Here is a 16,311-nt window from a genome sequence, read left to right as displayed (position 1 = left end):
CCCTTCTCGACTGGCAAAGATTCAAGCCACTGGTTCCAACGTCTCCTGTCCCTCCAGGTTCCTTCCGAAAGCCACCCCCCTCTGAGACAGCGATCGAGGCCCCCTACGGGGTCTACCTTGCTCCTCATGATGACCACTCATGGCGCCAAGCGAAAAGATCGGTTGGCAAGGGCGGCTTTCATGAAGCCTGGCATGCGTCGCTTGTCGGCAAGCCGAATGCCCTGCTTCGCTCAGGATTCGAGAACGCCAACGTCGTCGCTGTCTGGTCGCGCGACCCTGAGGCGTCCCTAGGGCGGTCACCGATCGACAGCAGAACCCGCGGGGAGATTGTCAAACTGACGCATGGTGCCGATGGCAATCCGACGCCTATCAGCGCACACGCGTTGATGCTGACCGGACAAGGTGCTTTTCTTAACCTTCGAGCGAACTTCCCGTATGATTGCACCCGTCCGATTTCGCTCACGCACGTCTCGCAACGATCGGCCTACGGTCAAGACAACGATGTAGACATCTCACGCCGTGGATTTCTCTATCCGTTCGGGCATGAGGTTGAAGCTGTCTGGGCGACGACCAGAGAGCCGGTCCAGGTTGTTCCGCTGGCCGGCTCTGTTCCAGTCGAAGGCGATTATCTCCGTACGAGGCTTTTCATCCAATTCAAGCAGCAGGACCGGTCCTATGAAGATATGGCCGGCGCGGCTACAATCCCGTTTCGGTCGATCCGCTTCGAGGATGATCTCAGTCCGCCTCTGGATGAGCCGGTAACAGCGTCAGTTTCGATAACGAAACCTGACGGTACTTTGTGGGCCGACAAAGCATTCTGGCCCAGCGCGGGCGGCAAACCCGTCATGTTCTCGGCCGTGGCAGAGGACTGGGCAGGGAAACTGGTCAAGCTATCCGTCCCGGTCATTTTCATAGAATTCGATGCCACGTCGACCGATGCAACCCCTGTTGCAGAGACCGATGAGTATTTGCAGCGACTGAGACAGGTACAGACTGTGTACCGGACGAGCGAGTTGGGTGTTACAGGCATCTACGATGCTTCAGTCGCGGTCTCAGTTCCGCGGACACCTCTCGATACAAGCGTCGAGTTGTTGAAAGTACAGTTTGATGCGGCGATCGAACCTCGGTCGGTTTGCCTCGCGATCAATTCGCTTTTCGATCTGACCGTTCCTCAGATCCAGGCGCGCCTGCCTATGTTGCGGGCCACGGTGAGCGAGAGCGAAAACGTTGGCTGGTTCTCGATCCAGGACCCTAGTAAAAACGAAATGGAGACGTTTCTTCAGTCCGCACAGGGCCTCAAACCCGGGGACGAGAAGCGCATCCGTCTGGGTTGCTCGGGTCAAAGCGAAAAATCAGGGGGCTTTTTCTCGCTGAATATGACGGTAGGAGGCGTTTCCCGCCTCTACGGAGCGACTGGACAGCAAAATTCAACGGCGCCCCTCGCGCTTGCGGGACCTCAAACCTTCAATCCTCTCGACTACTTCGGCGACGACACCGTTCTTTTCGGTGGGATTAAAATAAAGGACGTGCTGCAGGCAGGCCTTTCGGTGGCCGAAGCGCAGATGCCAAAGGTCATCCAGCGCATAAGGGCTTATCCCGATGTGCCGGCCGAAATGCGTCAGAGCGTCGATTGGACGACGGAACAGTTTCAAAGTTGGCCGGATCCGAACAAGCCGATTTTTGCCGTCCAGCAGGATTTGCAGGACTCGAGCCTAGTTGTTGACCGAGCTTCTCCAACGCGCTTTACGTTGAGCGCGCAGACGAGCGTGAGTATCGACCCAAGCATCAGACCGAAGGCCACTGTCTCCGCCCGATTGAGCAACTTCTCTCTCCAGCTCCTTTTCGGAGACGATGGCGTCCTTATCCGCTTCCGCTCATTCGCATTCATGGTCGATACAGCGGGTACGACCAGCTTCAAGCCGGATATAGATTCTGTCGAGCTGAAGGGCGCCATCATGGCGTTCATCCAGGCTCTTCAGGAATTGTTGAAAGATATTCTCGGCGACATCGGGATTTCCATCAACCTATTACCAAGCGGCGTCGAAATTCAGTTGCCGTCCTTCAACTTCCCAAGTTTGAGTTTTGGGGCATTCCTGCTCCAGAACCTGAGTATCGCCAGTTCGGTCGAGATTTCGTTCCGCTCACAGCCGACCCGTTACAAGTTCAACTTCTCCACGCCTGAAAATCCCTTCACCGTTGCAGTGGGTATATATGGCGGTGCAGGGGCTTTTTCCCTCGCAGTTGATACTCGCGGAATTCGCTTATTTTCGGCGACCTTCGGGTTCGGTGCCTTTGCAAGGCTCGATCTCGGCATCGCGTCAGGAAGTGCGGCGGTGCTGGGAGGTCTTTCGTACTGGATGGAAACGGCCGATATCGGAGGCTTACCCACCACCAATGTCAGATATCTATTCTACGTTCGTGCCTATGGCTCGGTCACCGCCCTTGGGTTCATCACGGTCGGGGTTGATTTCTATCTCGAGCTGCAGATACAGACCGGAACGCCTTCCTATAGTGAAGGCTTTGTCGAGGTCTCCTACTCGTTCAAAATCGGGTTTTTCAAGAAATCTTTCAAACTGACTTTCCGGCGTCGGTTCAACGGCTCCGGAGGCAGCGCTTCACTTCTTGCCTCATCGGATCCATCCGGTCGCACAAGGCGGAAGACGCTGACAAAGCCGCAATGGACACAATATCGTCGAGCTTTTGTTGGGAGAATCTGACGTGGCAAATTACCTGGCCTGGACGACGGTTCCATCTGGCTTGCGAAGAGCGGCTGACGGCAATCTGATCCTGCGCATCGGTCTCGTAGCATCAATTAAACTCGGGATTGATCGCACCGATCAGAGCCTTCTGTCGGACGCGGGTTATCATGACTTCGTCAAGTGGACGAACACCCTCAATACCGCTGCATTCACCCTGAAACTTGCCGACAACGCGGGAACCGAATCCTTGTTCGCCCCTGATCTCGATTTGCTTCCAACGCCCGGGATGGAGCCAGACACCAAGTTCTGGGAAACGGTTTTCCCGGCCAATACGGTTGTGCGGCCGTTCGGCCCGTCGGCGCCACAGGACTCGAACGTAAAATCATATGATGCCCGATCGCTCGCAAATATCCTGTCTCTCGGGTATTTTGCCGAACTCGGTCCAGTCAAGAGAGCGTTCTCGCTTGAATCGACGGATTTGCGCGCAAATCCGATGATACAGGCGTTAATGGGTGTCGAGCCTGACGCAAGCATTTTGGCGTATTCCACCGCCAATGCCGCCCAGATCGTCGAAACATTCAAAGAGTTTTCGGCATTTCATACGGTCAATCAGACAATGGCGCCGGCGGCCGCGCTGGCAGTCCAGCCGGAGATGGAATTCCACGAAATCGCGTCGGCACTTCAGGATCATAACGGCCTCGCCCAGAAGCTCGGCCTGGTCCTTAATTTCGATGTTCCAATACCAGAGAGCGTTGTCAGCGGCTTGGGTGAGATCGCACGTATCAAGGTAGACGTGCGATTGTCTTTGAACGACACGATCGTGGCTGTCCCGTGGACCTGGTGTGATGTCCAGAAGCAAATCGGCAAGACGGACTTTGGTGTGTTTCATCCGCGCCGGTCGGACGGAACCAAGCTGCCCGATTGGGCAGGTTTCAGATCACTCGAAATCAGCACGGGAAGGCTGACAAACCTTGAAATCGACTGGCTGGCGTTACAGTTGGCTGAGTCTGCTAGACAGACGGTAGCAGCCAGCGTGCCCCCTCCGGATTATCATTCTGTTCCAGCCTTTCCAAAAGCCCTTGCTGCCCTTCGTCAGAGTGGCATTTCACTGATTGACCTCCCAAACGAAAACCCGGTATCCGGGCAGCCGTTGCCCCTGATCGGCGACATTAAGTCCAGCAATACGAGATTGCTTGCGCTGGACACTCAGCAGAAGAGCCAGGTCGACGCTCAGCAGCCTGACCCCAATCAAGTCATCTTTGTCGATGACGGTCTTATCCGGGGTTATCGCGTTTATATCCGCAGCGTTTCAGAGGGCGTCTGGCGCAGTCTTTGCTCAAGAACACTCTCCTACACCTTTCACGGCGGTCCTTTAGCATCACCAATTACCTGGGCACCGGGTCCCGATGAGGGAGAAATAACGAAGGTTCTAGCCGATCAGGGCGGGCAGAGCACGAGTTCACCTTTTTTGTTCAACTGGGATGGATGGAGCCTTGTGGCTCCGCGCAGTGACAATCCCGTTGACGAGGACGGGAAAGCGCAGGAAATGGTTGATGAGGCATTCAAGAACTTCGCTGTCAAATGTGAAGTCGTCGATGAGACCCTACAGACAAAACGCTACGGCGAAACCTACGAGTTCTGCGTCGTACCCGTCGACCTTGCCGGAAATGCGTGGTCTTTGAAGGAAGCATCCTTGATCATCGCTGACGCAACGCTCGACGTCCGCACTGCGATGATTGCAAACCAGAGACTTCAGCCGATACGGTCACCGTCCGTATTCGAAAGCCTTCGCGAACAGGGTGAGAAAGGAACAACCGTCGCAATCCGTGCAATGGACGGACGTCCGACCGCAGACAGTGTGGTTCAGATCGTGCCGTCGGACGCTGATCTGTGGCTGGTGGACGAGCACGGATCGTTTGACGCGATGAACGATGAGGAATCGTACGACGTCATCGTTGAGACTAACGGAGATCTTGTTGACCTTGCCAATGCGGGTGCTCAAGCAGGCGCTATAAATGTACCGTTTCTTCCCGATCCGATGTGCCGTGGGGTCGTGATAAGGTCCTCGTCGGGGGAACTCGACTCGGGACCGGTCGCGTTTCCATCGCGGCCGGATGTCGACGAGGTGAAAAAGCGGCTTCTTCTGCGGTCAGTAAACCTCTCTGTCAGGCCGGGAGCCCCTGACAGCAAACCCTCGATCACCAGTGCTGCGGGCAGCATCGTGGTGTCTGTACCACTTGGCGAGACTGTCAGGGCCTTGATGTCTTCGGCACTCGGCGATGATGATTATCGCAACCTTTGGGTTTCCAGTTCACTCGAAACGCTTCTCAGTTTCCAGAAACCGGGACAGATTTCAACGCTGACCGCCTCTCTTATATCCGGACTATCAGCTTCCATGAAGGATGAGGTTGTTGCGGGTTCGGAGTATCTCGTTACTCCGCCGAGAGAGGTGACCTTTGTGCATGCCACGCAACGGCCAACCAAAGATCCAAGTTTTGGAAAACGGGTTCGCGCAGAAAAGACCGGCCTGAAATCGTTCGCCGTGAAGCTGATAGACGAGACATTCTCGGTTCACATTCCCAGTACCGGCCGTGTCGAATTCGCTGCCTCCTGGACGGACGTAATTGATGAACCGTGGTCGCAGGCATACCGGGAGGTACCGGCGGCGCTCCCACCGTTCGGCTTCGACTTAACGGAGTTCGATCAATCCTTGCTTGGTGTCGCGGGACACCCCGCAAGCTTTTGGCAGGACAGCGCGAGCAATGGTGGAGCGGTTGCCATGGAGCGCGAAGCCCAAACGGCAAACCGACAGGAACCCACGGTCCATGCTTTTCCGGATACGAAGTATCGGACTGTCACATACCGCGCGCGCGCAACTTCGCGCTTTCGATCCTTCATGCCGGAAGAAATCTTAAAAGACCCGGACGCTTTGTCCCGGTTTGGATCCACAACCGTTGAGGTTCTTAATAGCGCACCACCAGACGCGCCGGAGATAAGGGCGATCCTCCCGATCTTCAAAAAAGAGACGACAGAGGAAGGTCGATCAGAGATCCATGTCACCGGACATCGCTTCCTGTTTGAACGCCCCTGGTTATCGTCAGGGCCGGGGGAAATGGCTATTTTCTCTGTCCGCGAGACGGAACTCGAGCAGACGCCAGCGGAACTAAAAAGCGCCATATCATCGTGGGCGTTCAACCCGCGCAAGCGGGGTGCCCCGACATCGAGCTGGCCCACCCTGGACGATTTCGTCAATGCCGGCGAAAAGCTGATACACATTCCGGTCTACCCGGAAGGTACTGCCGCCCATAGTTCCCCGCAGCCAATTGGACATGTATCTCTTGCTGCATATGATGTCGAGATCGATGCTGAGCGGAACGTGGTGTGGTGTGACGTTCAGGTAGATCCGGGAAGAGCCTATTTCCCCTTCTTAAGATATGCCGTCGGGCGTTATCAGCCAAAGTCGATCGATGGTGCTGCGCTTTCGAAGATCGTCACATCTGATTTTGTCCAAATTTCGCCGACCCGCACCGTTTCCCTCGGTAGCATCAAGGATGGCAAGAGAGCTGTGACCGTCGCTGGCTTCAGCTATGTCGAGGAGGGTGCGTCCGCGGTGACGAGCGTGATCGAAGTCTTCTCCGAAACGCCTGCGACGACGGCGGCCGCCAGGGAGGCTGTCTTATGGAACGCGGTGGGGGAGACCATCGAATTGACCGCCAAGCGTGAAGGAGCCGAATTCATGACCTGGTCCGGGGAAATCCCGGACCAGGACGGAAAATGGCGACTGACCATCGTCGAGTACGAGATCTACTTGCTTGAAGAGAGTACCGAGGTGCGACCCGACGAAGGCTTTAAGCACAACGGCCTTCCCGCCACGAGAAGAATGACCTTCATCCATTCCGTCGAGCTGAAGGGTTGAGGAATGGCCTGCTTACGATCCGTTGAATTTTGAGGCTTTGATATGACAATCGTCGCACGCGAATTTGCGATCTGGATTTTGAGCTTCTTGCTCGTCGCTGCGACTTTGAATTCGCAGGCGCGTGCTGGCGCCGGCGTCGAGGCGGACAGGTTATGGCCAAACAAGGAGATACCTTATGCGGTGTGCGATTGCCGGACTGCTGTCCCGGATGTTTGCACAAAGGTGCAATGTCTTGCAAAGCCCGATGTCGTCCTGAAAGCAATCTCCGATTGGAACGCATCGGCGATGAAGGTCAAGCTGATGCCGAGAGAAAAGTCCGGAAGAAAACCATATCTGATCTATCTGGCGCAAGAGGACGACACGAATCTGGAAACAGGTATATGGCCCAGATGGTGCTTCACCGAGGCTGGCTTTACCGGATCCAATAGCCCGCACTCCATCGTCATCGGTGATGTATGTGTGCAAAAGAACGGATCGGGCCTTGGCATGACCGTTCTGCACGAAACAGGCCACGCCGTGGGACTATATCATGAACAGCAACGTACCGACCGCGATGAATTCCTTAAAGTAAAGTTTCCCGGTAGCACCGCGAACGAAGCAATCAGTCAATCGGGCCGTATCTGTGGCAGAAATCAAGAGGAAAAGTGCGAGTTTCAGTCAGGACTATTCTTCCGTCACTACAATTATGGCCGTGACGTCGGAGAGCATGACCTTAAGTCGATCATGCACTACCGCCTCCGTGAAGATTTCGATAATTGCGTTAAGACCGAACTCAAGCCGGACGATTATGAACTCGCATGTATGGACTTGACCCAGAAGGGGCGTAAGCGAGTTGAGGAATTGCTTATCCAACCCGGCCAGATCGGCTCCAAAATGTTTGGTCTCTCACCGCTCGATATTTCTACTGTAAACGAGCTTTACAAGGACGTGCCATAGCATCATTTCAAGGATGCTGTCGCCCAGCGACATGGCGCGAAATCGGCCGTGTGTTGATCACACTATTAAAGGGTCGCCCGGACGCGCCTCCGCAACAGCAGCCTGTTGAAGAGGGGCGTCTGTGCTCGTGCGCCGACGGTTCAGCCTCAACGGGTCATTGTGACGAGCACTTCAAGCGCTCCGAAATGCACTTTCAGGCGCTTTTAGATATCAAGCAGGCGATTATTTTTTTGGCCAGGGCAATTCCAGGGTGAATCTAAGGCTAAAATATCCGGATTCTGATTTCGGCCATGATTGATATGCAGCCTGAGGAAATCGATCAGGAGGATCAGCATGCGCATTTGGATGAGCTACGGTGTCATGCATGCAATCAGTATGGGCGTGCATCGCGCAAGACACGGTGTATCTTGGAGCACCATCGCAGCGGCGACAGGCTACGACGCCGACTATATCAGAAAGGAGGTAAAGGCCCTGCAACTTGGTGAAAAAGATACACTTTCACCAAAGCTGGCGGAGGCGCTGGAGGAGGCAATCCCCGCCATCCATAACGAGGTGCCCGTTCACAGCTATTCAATCCGAGTATTTCATTCTCTCTTCGATCTGCGCGACCGCGAGGACGCTGCACGAGCGTTGCTCCGGGAGCGGGGAGAAGGTCATCTTTCAGTAGACGACGTGCTATCGCTATGGAACGCCGTGCTCGACATATTGGCGGAGCCCTACCTCGCCTGGACAGTAAGGCTGGCGACGAGTTTCGAAAACCAAGACGCGGGTGATTTCGATCAGGAGGCGCGGACCATCGTCTACGTGAGTGCCGCCTTGCTTCATTCACTCGCCATCCTTTGGGAGGATGCAGCGAAAATCCTTCTTCAGATTGATGCGGATTGCGTAGAAGACAAGGTCTTGGACTTTGATCGCCTGATGCTTCATGACCTCGGTATTGTGAGCGTTCTGGATGTCGCCGAAGCGGCACAAAGGCTGTACCAGTCAGTCGATTTTGACCTTCTCCGCCTGGCGAAGCACAAGCGCAACAGCATCGCAGTCATTAAAGCATCCATTGATGAGATAAAGCTTGATGACCAGACCGGTGCCAGGGAAACCGAAAAGCCTCTCTTGGAGGAACGACTGGGCGTGGTCAGCTACGAACTGGATCTCATCGAACAAGATCGTGGCATTGTCAGCATAAACCTGGCGTCAATTTCATCACACGCTGACGATTGGGCGGTTCTCGCCAATGGCTACGTACCACAGATTGGCGTTGGAGAAGTTGGGGCGCTGGATCGAATAAGCCTCTTACGTGGAATGTGCCAACCGGCAATCAAGCACGCTATCCCACTGATGAAACTGCATAAACGCAATCTTCTGATAGCCCGCAATCTCGCATATATGGCGATCCAGCATGATGTCCGGGATGTCATCATGGCCGCCGCCGACCACCTTGCGAAAGAGTTGAAGATCGAACAGGACCAAGTCTGGGCGTATCCGATAGCAAAGCGTGAACCATTGGCAACCGAGAAGGACATCGGACACAAGTTCCGGAACGGTCAGCCCATTCTTCTCACTAATTCGAAGGCAGCTTGAAATGAACAGCGTGATCAAAAAAACGATAATTACCTTTGTTGTCTTCGGGATTTCTGCGTGCGCCAGTTATGCGGACACCTTTGTTTGCCGTGCCACCGACAACTACGATGTCGGTGCGCAAGCGACGGCTGTTTCAATCGAGGGAACGCGCGAAGGTGCCGACGACGGCATGACGCGACCACCCGGTCTCCTGTGCAAGGATGCGGTTTTTTCCTCGCCAATTCTAGTCGTAGCAAGCGCAGACCAGGCCAGTTCCTCCACGAGGTCCGGTGAGGTAACAGCTTCAGCGCGGGAGGAAGAGATGCGCTCAATCTGGACAGATCGGCTTGGCACCGTGCTGGCAGGGCTCCTCGGAACAGACCGTGTCTCACGAAGCGTGCTTCCGGGGTCTGAGGCGGCAGTGCCAAGCACGGACAATTGGTCTCCGGATGAGGGTGATCCAAGGTTCAGTGAGCCGGATGATTATCAGATGAGCGCAGCAGTCCTGAAGCGCGGAACCGATCGCATCTGATCGGATCATTACACCGATTGAAAAGGGGTGGTCTTTGCCACCCCTTTTGCTTTGGGAACCGGAAACCTGCCATTTCCGGAGGTTTCCGGCCTCAAAACACCGCGGTTTTTAAGGCTCGGCAAAAGAACGCGGCACATCACCGGGAATGCCGATAGCTGCTGTCATTGTTCTCGTCATGCAGAACCGAAGACCTCGGACGCTGCGTTATCAGAAAGGGATTTGCAATGAAGACAGCCATCTCAAACCTCGCTTCATCGGTTGCAATCGCAGGCTTGCTGCTCGTCAATCAGGGTGGTTCAACGGCAGCAGTGGCGTCCGCGGCCAAGGATTACATCGTAACCTTTGCCATCGAGGGAGAGGCCGCTGGAACAGCCCGCCCTTTCGAACTGGGCTCGGAGATCCATGTTCGCCTTCGCGGGAACATCGAGGGCGGGAGCTTGAGAGACGCCTTGCTTGGCAACCGGACGATCGAGTGCAACCGCACAGTTTGCAAAACGATCTGGCTCGACCAGATGGAAATTTCTGGCGATACGTTGATAATCCGCGGGGGCGGCCGCTTTGAAGATCGCCTACCTCTTCCCTTCGGCGGCTGGACTAAGGTCTTCAGCCAGTCGGGAAGCATCGAAGTTCACGCAAAGCTTCGCGCCGCAGATGGGAAGCCGCAGGTCGATATCACCAAAGTCGATTTTTCGCTTGGCGGCTTGTTCGGAAATGTCGTGCGTTTGTTCAACATCGATGGCCTGCTCAAAGTGGCGGTTCGTCCCGTAATCCAGGCGAAAATCGATGCGGAGATCGCCGCAAAGATGCCCAAAGCAAATGGGGTGGTTTCTGATCTGACCGTCGAAGCACTCAGCTTTGTGAATATCGCAGGAGGTCTTGGCATAGCGACAGACATCAAGGCAAAAATCCTTTTGCTGCCGATTAGGGGCTAAGGGTTGATCAAGCGCCTCGCAACGAACCGGTTGCGGGGCGCCCGTGTCCTGAGTGATGGCGCTGAAAGGATCATCATGCTTGGGATCTCCATGCCCTCGCCCTGAAGTACCCTGCAGCTTTTCCGTTCAGCAAAGAGACCTCGATATCCAACGCGAACTGCACGACCGCGTCCATTTCCCTTTCACGATTGACACTGAGATAACGCTCCTCGAGCCTGCGCTGCTGAATTTCAATCGAATCTCGCCAGTAGCGCGTTCCGACTATCTTTTCATGCGTTTCAACATACCGGGCCAAGGGGCCACCGGCGTCCGGACCAATGATCCCGGGACAGGCACAGCAGAATTCATAGAGCTTGTCGTCACTCGTCGCGATCCACACATCGTGCTTGACAAGTCCGAACACGAACAACTCCCGAGTGTTGTTTACAATGTCTGCTGCAGCGATCAGTTTCAGGTCGTTGGCACCATTCAACGCGATCCGCTCCAGCACCTGAGCATGCATCAAGCCCTTGCCTCCGCCCTTTTTCAGTTTCGCAAAGTTGTTCGTGATCGCAACCTTTTGCTTTCTCAACTCGTCTGTCATGCCTTTTTCAGGGGCGAGAACATATCTTGCGATCGTCAGTTCTTTAAGACTGATGAGATCCAGAACTTCAGCGCGGTAGTCGATGTAGAGAACGAATTTTTCCAGGCCGTCCAGAGCGTCCAATCGATGGATGACATTCACTGCAAGCAATGACGCGTACGAGCAAGAGACGGCTTTTTGCTGTTCCAGGGACAAGACGCTAAAAGGCTCCGGGTCAACCCGTTCGCCGACGAATGGAACTTTTATTGAGTTAGGGTCATCACAAAACGCAGGTAGATAGTCTTTAAGAAATCGCTCGAATGCGGCCTCAACAGGCGCTCTCCGCGCTGGAGGCAGTTCCTGATAGGCGGCTGCGGGCGAGATAAAGACGCCATATTTCGCGGTGTTCTGTCAGCCTTGTTAGATCGATAAGACCGGCGTCCTTCAGTTCCTTGTGACGCTGCGGTGTCTTGTAAGCACTTTCGATCGTGATCAGGATATTTGTGTCAATCAGAATATTTGTTTGCCGACCGTTCCGATGGTTGTCGCGGACCGCTGATCTGTCGAGCTTGATAATTCCGGTCGAGTTCGAAGAAGATTTGAACACATGTATCATGATTTTCTCTACGCCTTACGTAAACCGCTCCGTCTTAAGCCGATCGAAACAGCGGAACCTCACCCTGCCTTCAAAGTCGTCTTCAACAATGGGCCTGAAAAAGAAGAATTCAGTGTCGTGCCTATGGGAAGAGATACACGTCTCCAGGCGAGGGAAGCAGACCTGTTCTGGACGTCGGGATCGTACCGTCCAAGGTCTGGTGGTCGAGGTTCGGTGTTGGGGGATTTCTAGCTTGATCGCCACCCCTCTCTTCAGCTTTCATCACGTCTATCGAGTTCATTTGATTCTGGATTGGCAATCTCGGTCAAATGAGCGTTTTCACGCAATAACCCCTCATCCGCGAGCGCCGCCAAGTCCGGCAGGTCTTCGCAATGTCTCCATTCCAAAGGCCGAGAGGAAGTGCCGTGTCGTGACGTAGGTAATCTCGACGGCAGGCTGCAGCGCAGCGTCGACGCCGTCAACCAATGCCAAACAGATCGCTTTCCGATAAGCTGGTTCGCCCGGCCGGACGCGGCCTCGTCCGCCGATCGTCCGGAACGCCGAGCCATAACCTTCGGGCAGCAGTAGTGGCGAAGGCTTTGGCCATTTCAGCGCCAACACTACGTCCGCCACACCAAGGGCCAGAACCTCGGCGTCCGGGCGGAGAGACGTGATCGGTTATCAAATCCGCAATCACAAGGGGAGCCGCGTGTCCGGACTGGATCGCCATATCCACAAGATCGGAGACGGACGAAAGGTCGTCGTTCCATCGGATCGCGAAAAGCGCGGCCGCCTCTTGAATGAACGGCTTGCTCGGCATCTGCGCTCGACGGGACAGCATTCGTGTGGCCAAAAATAGCGTTCCAGCAGGCCCTGGATCGCCGGCTTCGGATGTCAGCAAAACGGCGTCACGCAGCGCGTGCTCTTCCTCGCTTCGGCCGAGCGTCCGGGATGCGACCGAGGGCCAAACGATCCCTCCAACAGCCGAGCCAGGGTGGATCGGCGCGGATCAAATCATCGATTGATTTCAGCGCGATACCGGCTGCGAAGGCAGCGTCGCGCTCGTCGATGTCGCGACCGTGCGCCAATGCCCAACTTGGCAAATGGGCGGACCATGTAGGTAAGGTCGATGAGGTGGTCGCGATCAAATCCATGTCGAAACGCATATGTCAGACGCGCAGCCTACTCCACCATTTTCACGCAAAACCGCACCGCCCGTCACCACCATAATACGACCGATAATGTTGCATTATCCGCCTTTATTATCACGCCCGGGATTGATGGCTGTATCGTCGCGCAGAACCGTAAAAATACCGTTTCCAGGACGCTGCGCCGTCTCTCAGCACGGCGCTGGCGATTGTCGGCCTCTCGCTTCAGACGATAACCCCCTCTCCCGCCACGGCAGCTCGAACAAGGCCCTCGGGGCCCGGATGGTAAAACGCACGCCCCGGCACCACTAGGCCCTAGGCCGTGACAAGGTTGAGATATGCTCGATCCAAGCGATGGCTGTTCCCCCGGTAACCATAAGCCAATCTATTCTGGTTTATTCAGCCTCCAACATCTCAAGGAGCACACGACATGCAAGTTTCCCTTCTCTTCAAAAATCCAGAACGAGTGGTTGCGATTGCCGCGGTCGTCACCTGGCTCGCCTCGATTCTACAAGCAATCGCGGTATCGTGAGCACGGGCTATCCTGCTTCCTGTATGGAGATTTTCGGAAACCACTTGGGCCCGCAGAAAGGACTGAGTCTTTCTGGTTACGGTCGTGCGGAATATTGCCTTCGACGAAAAGCGTCATGTGACATTTTGCTCAAGGCGCGTTGCAATTCGTGCTTATCATGTGCGTGTGAATGCGGCGCGACCTGAACCACCCCGCACCTTTGTTTCGCGGGGTGGACGTCTGCATGCATTCACCAGGCGGCTGACAAAAACGTTCGCTCGCGCCATGAAATGGCTTAAAGCCACTTCAGATTTTCTCTTTCCATATCCCCGAAGCAATCTGTGGGCATTTGGTCGCCGTCGCAGACGTGGCGACGTCTCAGGTCTTATCCCCAAGCGATCGTCGTTCGTCCAATCAGCTTTCGGGGGTGCAGATCAGCGGACGTAGCTCCTGCACGATCACCCCGACCCCCGGCTAAAACATGGCGCCGGTCCAGTTGTCGGAGAAGGTCCCTCCCCGGTTAGCCGGGACCGTTTGTCCATTGGACGGAATAAACGCCTCTTTGATCTGAGACGCTCGAATTGAACACAAACAACGGCATATTGCCAAGTGTCAGATGCGCCTTTACCCCGTCCTCATCCGGCGGGGCTTTTTAAGTGAATCGGCCATCGGATTAGACCACAGCAACACGCCCCATCTTATGCAGGCAATCAATGATTTCCTGTTTCATGTCGTCTCGATCGGGGAAGCGGCGCGAAACCGCCTCGATCCGTTCATAAGCAGGTTCGTCATCCAGATCGACGGGTTCAGCTAAGACGTAACCGGTCGTTCCGATTGCCTGGATGTTGCTGCCGGCCTCGATCATTGCGGTGATAAAGCGCTTGGCTTCCTTCTCGCTCATTCTGGTGACCTCCGTGTTTTGAGGCATCAGTTCACAAGATCGGCTCGTCTCCCGCAACTCCCAAATTTGGGAGTAGTTATTTGCCACGATTTCTGAGGATCGTGCCTGATCCGAAGGCGTAAGGCTTCGCAACGAGTGAATGGGACCAGCGCGTTTTAGTATAATCTGTTGGAACCAATGCCGGAGAAAGCAGTTTTGCCGTTGATCATGGCGCCACGCCTCTACTGTGCCCCACACACTGGCCCATGGTTAGATCCCCAAATGCGCCTGACCTCGCTTCGGCGGGGTCTTTTTTGCGTCCAGCATTCGTTCCCCACTGCTTGGTGTCCATCCGGGCTTCCCTTGCCTATTTGGATGGGCGTCCTATTCTTTTGCCGATGCGAAAGCGCCTCCCCGAGATCATTCTTCTTGCATTCATTTTCCTCGCCGTCGGCTTCGCGTTGATGGCCTTTATCGGGCCTGTTTTACGACTACTCTGCTGGCCTTCTTGACTCTTCCTCGATCGAGAACATAATAAGAACATTCAACACGGATGCGGAACGCCAAATTGAACATCTATGCGCCCGGGCGTAATGGAAGAGGAAAACCCATGTCTACGATCAGCGGCGCCGCTTACGACATTCAATATTCGGGACCGGTCGATGAGATTGCCGCAGCCCTCGCCTTCCACGATGGCGACGTTCGCGCCACCATTGGCACGCTTTTAGCGGATATCAAATTTCTGAAGGAGCAACTGGCCATAACGCAGATCGGGATGAGCATAGGTTTCACCCGTGGCTGGACGCCGAGCTTTGACCGGGACTAAGCAGAGGAGCAGACTCATGCCCGAAAACCTTGAGTGCATTGACCGGCAGTGGGAAAGCAGGAGTGTCGCGGCGATATTGGTCGCCGATGCGATCGATAGCCTGATGGCCCAAGGTATGGGGGAACACGACGCGATCAGTGCACTTGAAGACGCACTGCAGATTCGCCGCATCACCTACAATATGCAGGTCGCGGAGGACTAACATGAACCGTTACGACGAGGTCAGGACCGACCTGATCGATATCCTGCAGGGCCTAGGGGCTGAGGCCACAAGCCTTTACGCTGTAGGCGTGCCGATGGTTGAGCAAGGCTTCAATCAGGACGAAATCCTCAATGCTCTGATGGCCTTAGATCGAGAGAAGGTCATAGAGCTTCTCCCCGGAAATCGGCTGCGCGTATTGCCCGGCCAGAAACTGGAATCCAAGCGATGATCGACGACAAAATACACATTCATCCTAACTCTCCGGTGCATTTCGAGCACTGGTGCGGGCATGAAGGCTGCACGAAATGGGGATCGTTCGGCAAGGAGCGCCATGGCGAAACCGAGTGGCGCTGCATGGAACACTTAGCCAGCGACTATTGGGATCGGAGACCAGCGGCACGTCACTGACATCCTCAGTGAGAGGTGCCGTCTTGCCGATTTGCTTGCTCCCGGATTGCCTCGGCGAGTGCTGCGCGCCTCCAGTCCGGTAATTTCAGGATGAAGGTATCCATGTCTCGGCCGAAGTTCGACCAGGCTTTGTCACCTGCTTCGCCGCGCTCGATAACGCCGGCCGACTCAAGGTCCGTCCTGTCCATATTCACGCGAGCAAGTGAGATTTGCAGGAGATCTGTGCCGGTAATCATCGCCCTACCCCCTGTTGGCTGGCATTCAACGTGCCGTGGCTGGACTGTCGCGGCGTGAAGTCTGGCTCGTCTGCCTCCTCCTGAAGTACCAGCTTATGGTAGGAAGACTCGATGTCTTGGGCGATGCCATCGGGGTCGTAGAGGTACCCATCACTACCTCCATCTGTCTCGATTATCTCGGCAATCGATCTCATCATGATCCGGCCAAGGCGCTGCAAGGCGTCTCTGTGACGGTCGGCGCCCGCACCCGCAAATTCGCGATTGGCCTCGTCTAAGGCCTGGCGCATTGCCTGGAAAGATCCGTCGATATGGAGTTGCGCATTCATTGCATCGCTCTCCTGACATGGGATTACTGAAACAGACTCCGCTAA

General features: G+C 55.2%; 17 protein-coding genes and 2 pseudogenes. 10 read left to right on the top strand and 9 right to left on the bottom strand.

Going from position 1 to position 16,311, the window contains the following annotated elements; translation table 11 throughout:
• From ASD32_RS30115 to ASD32_RS22045, 6 genes are all read left to right on the top strand, one after another.
• A partial coding sequence (locus ASD32_RS30115) for a hypothetical protein (RefSeq protein ID WP_162252695.1) occupies window positions 1-2,717 on the top strand: 2,717 nt, incomplete at its 5' end.
• A gap of 1 nt (window position 2,718) precedes the next feature.
• Window positions 2,719-6,615, top strand: a complete 3,897-nt coding sequence (locus tag ASD32_RS22065; RefSeq protein WP_060640188.1) for a hypothetical protein — start codon at window positions 2,719-2,721, stop codon at window positions 6,613-6,615.
• Between the two features lie 42 nt (window positions 6,616-6,657).
• Window positions 6,658-7,551: a M12 family metallopeptidase gene (locus ASD32_RS22060; RefSeq protein ID WP_060640187.1), complete on the top strand. Its 894-nt coding sequence runs from the start codon at window positions 6,658-6,660 to the stop codon at window positions 7,549-7,551.
• Window positions 7,552-7,884: 333 nt separating this feature from the next.
• Window positions 7,885-9,129 carry a hypothetical protein gene (locus ASD32_RS22055; RefSeq protein ID WP_060640186.1) on the top strand — a complete coding sequence of 415 codons (1,245 nt, stop codon included), beginning with the start codon at window positions 7,885-7,887 and terminating at the stop codon, window positions 9,127-9,129.
• 1 nt (window position 9,130) lies between these two features.
• Window positions 9,131-9,640 (top strand): hypothetical protein, encoded by a 510-nt coding sequence (locus ASD32_RS22050; RefSeq protein ID WP_060640185.1) that lies wholly within the window; start codon window positions 9,131-9,133, stop codon window positions 9,638-9,640.
• A 224-nt stretch (window positions 9,641-9,864) separates the two neighbouring features.
• Entirely contained in the window at window positions 9,865-10,572 is a 708-nt protein-coding gene (locus ASD32_RS22045) for a hypothetical protein (RefSeq protein WP_060640184.1), read from the top strand.
• A gap of 73 nt (window positions 10,573-10,645) precedes the next feature.
• Here ASD32_RS22045 and ASD32_RS30790 read toward each other — a convergent pair whose 3' ends face one another.
• From ASD32_RS30790 to ASD32_RS22030, 7 genes and pseudogenes are all read right to left on the bottom strand, one after another.
• The gene (locus ASD32_RS30790; RefSeq protein ID WP_244490233.1) at window positions 10,646-11,350 is read right to left on the bottom strand and encodes a hypothetical protein; all 705 of its coding nucleotides are present in this window, start codon (window positions 11,348-11,350) and stop codon (window positions 10,646-10,648) included.
• 112 nt (window positions 11,351-11,462) lie between these two features.
• Window positions 11,463-11,750, bottom strand: coding sequence for a hypothetical protein (locus tag ASD32_RS30785; RefSeq protein ID WP_244490232.1), 288 nt, complete (start codon window positions 11,748-11,750; stop codon window positions 11,463-11,465).
• Window positions 11,751-12,083: 333 nt separating this feature from the next.
• Entirely contained in the window at window positions 12,084-12,221 is a 138-nt protein-coding gene (locus ASD32_RS30780; protein WP_244490234.1) for a hypothetical protein, read from the bottom strand.
• Window positions 12,222-12,350, bottom strand: a pseudogene (locus ASD32_RS30980) (DUF1403 family protein); the annotation flags it as partial. It abuts the gene before it with no gap.
• 112 nt (window positions 12,351-12,462) lie between these two features.
• Window positions 12,463-12,630: pseudogene (locus ASD32_RS30975) on the bottom strand (DUF1403 family protein); the annotation flags it as partial.
• A 7-nt stretch (window positions 12,631-12,637) separates the two neighbouring features.
• Window positions 12,638-12,883, bottom strand: a complete 246-nt coding sequence (locus ASD32_RS30970; protein WP_280139471.1) for a DUF1403 family protein — start codon at window positions 12,881-12,883, stop codon at window positions 12,638-12,640.
• A gap of 1,178 nt (window positions 12,884-14,061) precedes the next feature.
• Window positions 14,062-14,289 carry a hypothetical protein gene (locus ASD32_RS22030; RefSeq protein ID WP_060640183.1) on the bottom strand — a complete coding sequence of 76 codons (228 nt, stop codon included), beginning with the start codon at window positions 14,287-14,289 and terminating at the stop codon, window positions 14,062-14,064.
• 589 nt (window positions 14,290-14,878) lie between these two features.
• Between ASD32_RS22030 and ASD32_RS22025 the strand changes: the two genes are divergently transcribed.
• Genes ASD32_RS22025 through ASD32_RS29765 form a run of 4 tightly spaced genes read left to right on the top strand, consistent with a single transcriptional unit; the run spans window position 14,879 to window position 15,704 of the window.
• A complete protein-coding gene (locus tag ASD32_RS22025; protein WP_060640182.1) occupies window positions 14,879-15,094 on the top strand; it encodes a hypothetical protein in 216 nt (71 codons plus the stop codon).
• Window positions 15,095-15,110: 16 nt separating this feature from the next.
• Window positions 15,111-15,296, top strand: coding sequence for a hypothetical protein (locus ASD32_RS22020; protein ID WP_060640181.1), 186 nt, complete (start codon window positions 15,111-15,113; stop codon window positions 15,294-15,296).
• A 1-nt stretch (window position 15,297) separates the two neighbouring features.
• Window positions 15,298-15,525 carry a hypothetical protein gene (locus tag ASD32_RS22015; protein WP_060640180.1) on the top strand — a complete coding sequence of 76 codons (228 nt, stop codon included), beginning with the start codon at window positions 15,298-15,300 and terminating at the stop codon, window positions 15,523-15,525.
• Window positions 15,522-15,704 (top strand): hypothetical protein, encoded by a 183-nt coding sequence (locus tag ASD32_RS29765; RefSeq protein ID WP_156383291.1) that lies wholly within the window; start codon window positions 15,522-15,524, stop codon window positions 15,702-15,704. The genes ASD32_RS22015 and ASD32_RS29765 overlap by 4 nt, the downstream gene beginning before the upstream one ends.
• Before the next feature lie 5 nt (window positions 15,705-15,709).
• On the opposite strand, the gene ASD32_RS22010 is transcribed toward ASD32_RS29765, so the two are convergent.
• Both ASD32_RS22010 and ASD32_RS22005 read right to left on the bottom strand, forming a co-directional pair.
• The gene (locus ASD32_RS22010; protein ID WP_060640179.1) at window positions 15,710-15,940 is read right to left on the bottom strand and encodes a hypothetical protein; all 231 of its coding nucleotides are present in this window, start codon (window positions 15,938-15,940) and stop codon (window positions 15,710-15,712) included.
• Complete coding sequence (locus tag ASD32_RS22005) at window positions 15,937-16,266, bottom strand: hypothetical protein (protein WP_060640178.1); 330 nt, start codon at window positions 16,264-16,266, stop codon at window positions 15,937-15,939. Before ASD32_RS22005 ends, ASD32_RS22010 begins: the two co-directional genes overlap by 4 nt.
• Window positions 16,267-16,311: the final 45 nt, after the last annotated feature.

Origin of the sequence: Rhizobium sp. Root483D2, assembly GCF_001426685.1 — a bacterium.
In the GTDB taxonomy this organism is placed as follows: domain Bacteria; phylum Pseudomonadota; class Alphaproteobacteria; order Rhizobiales; family Rhizobiaceae; genus Pararhizobium; species Pararhizobium qamdonense.
Note: the sequence above shows the minus strand (reverse complement) of the source record. Positions and strands in the feature narration are given on the sequence as shown.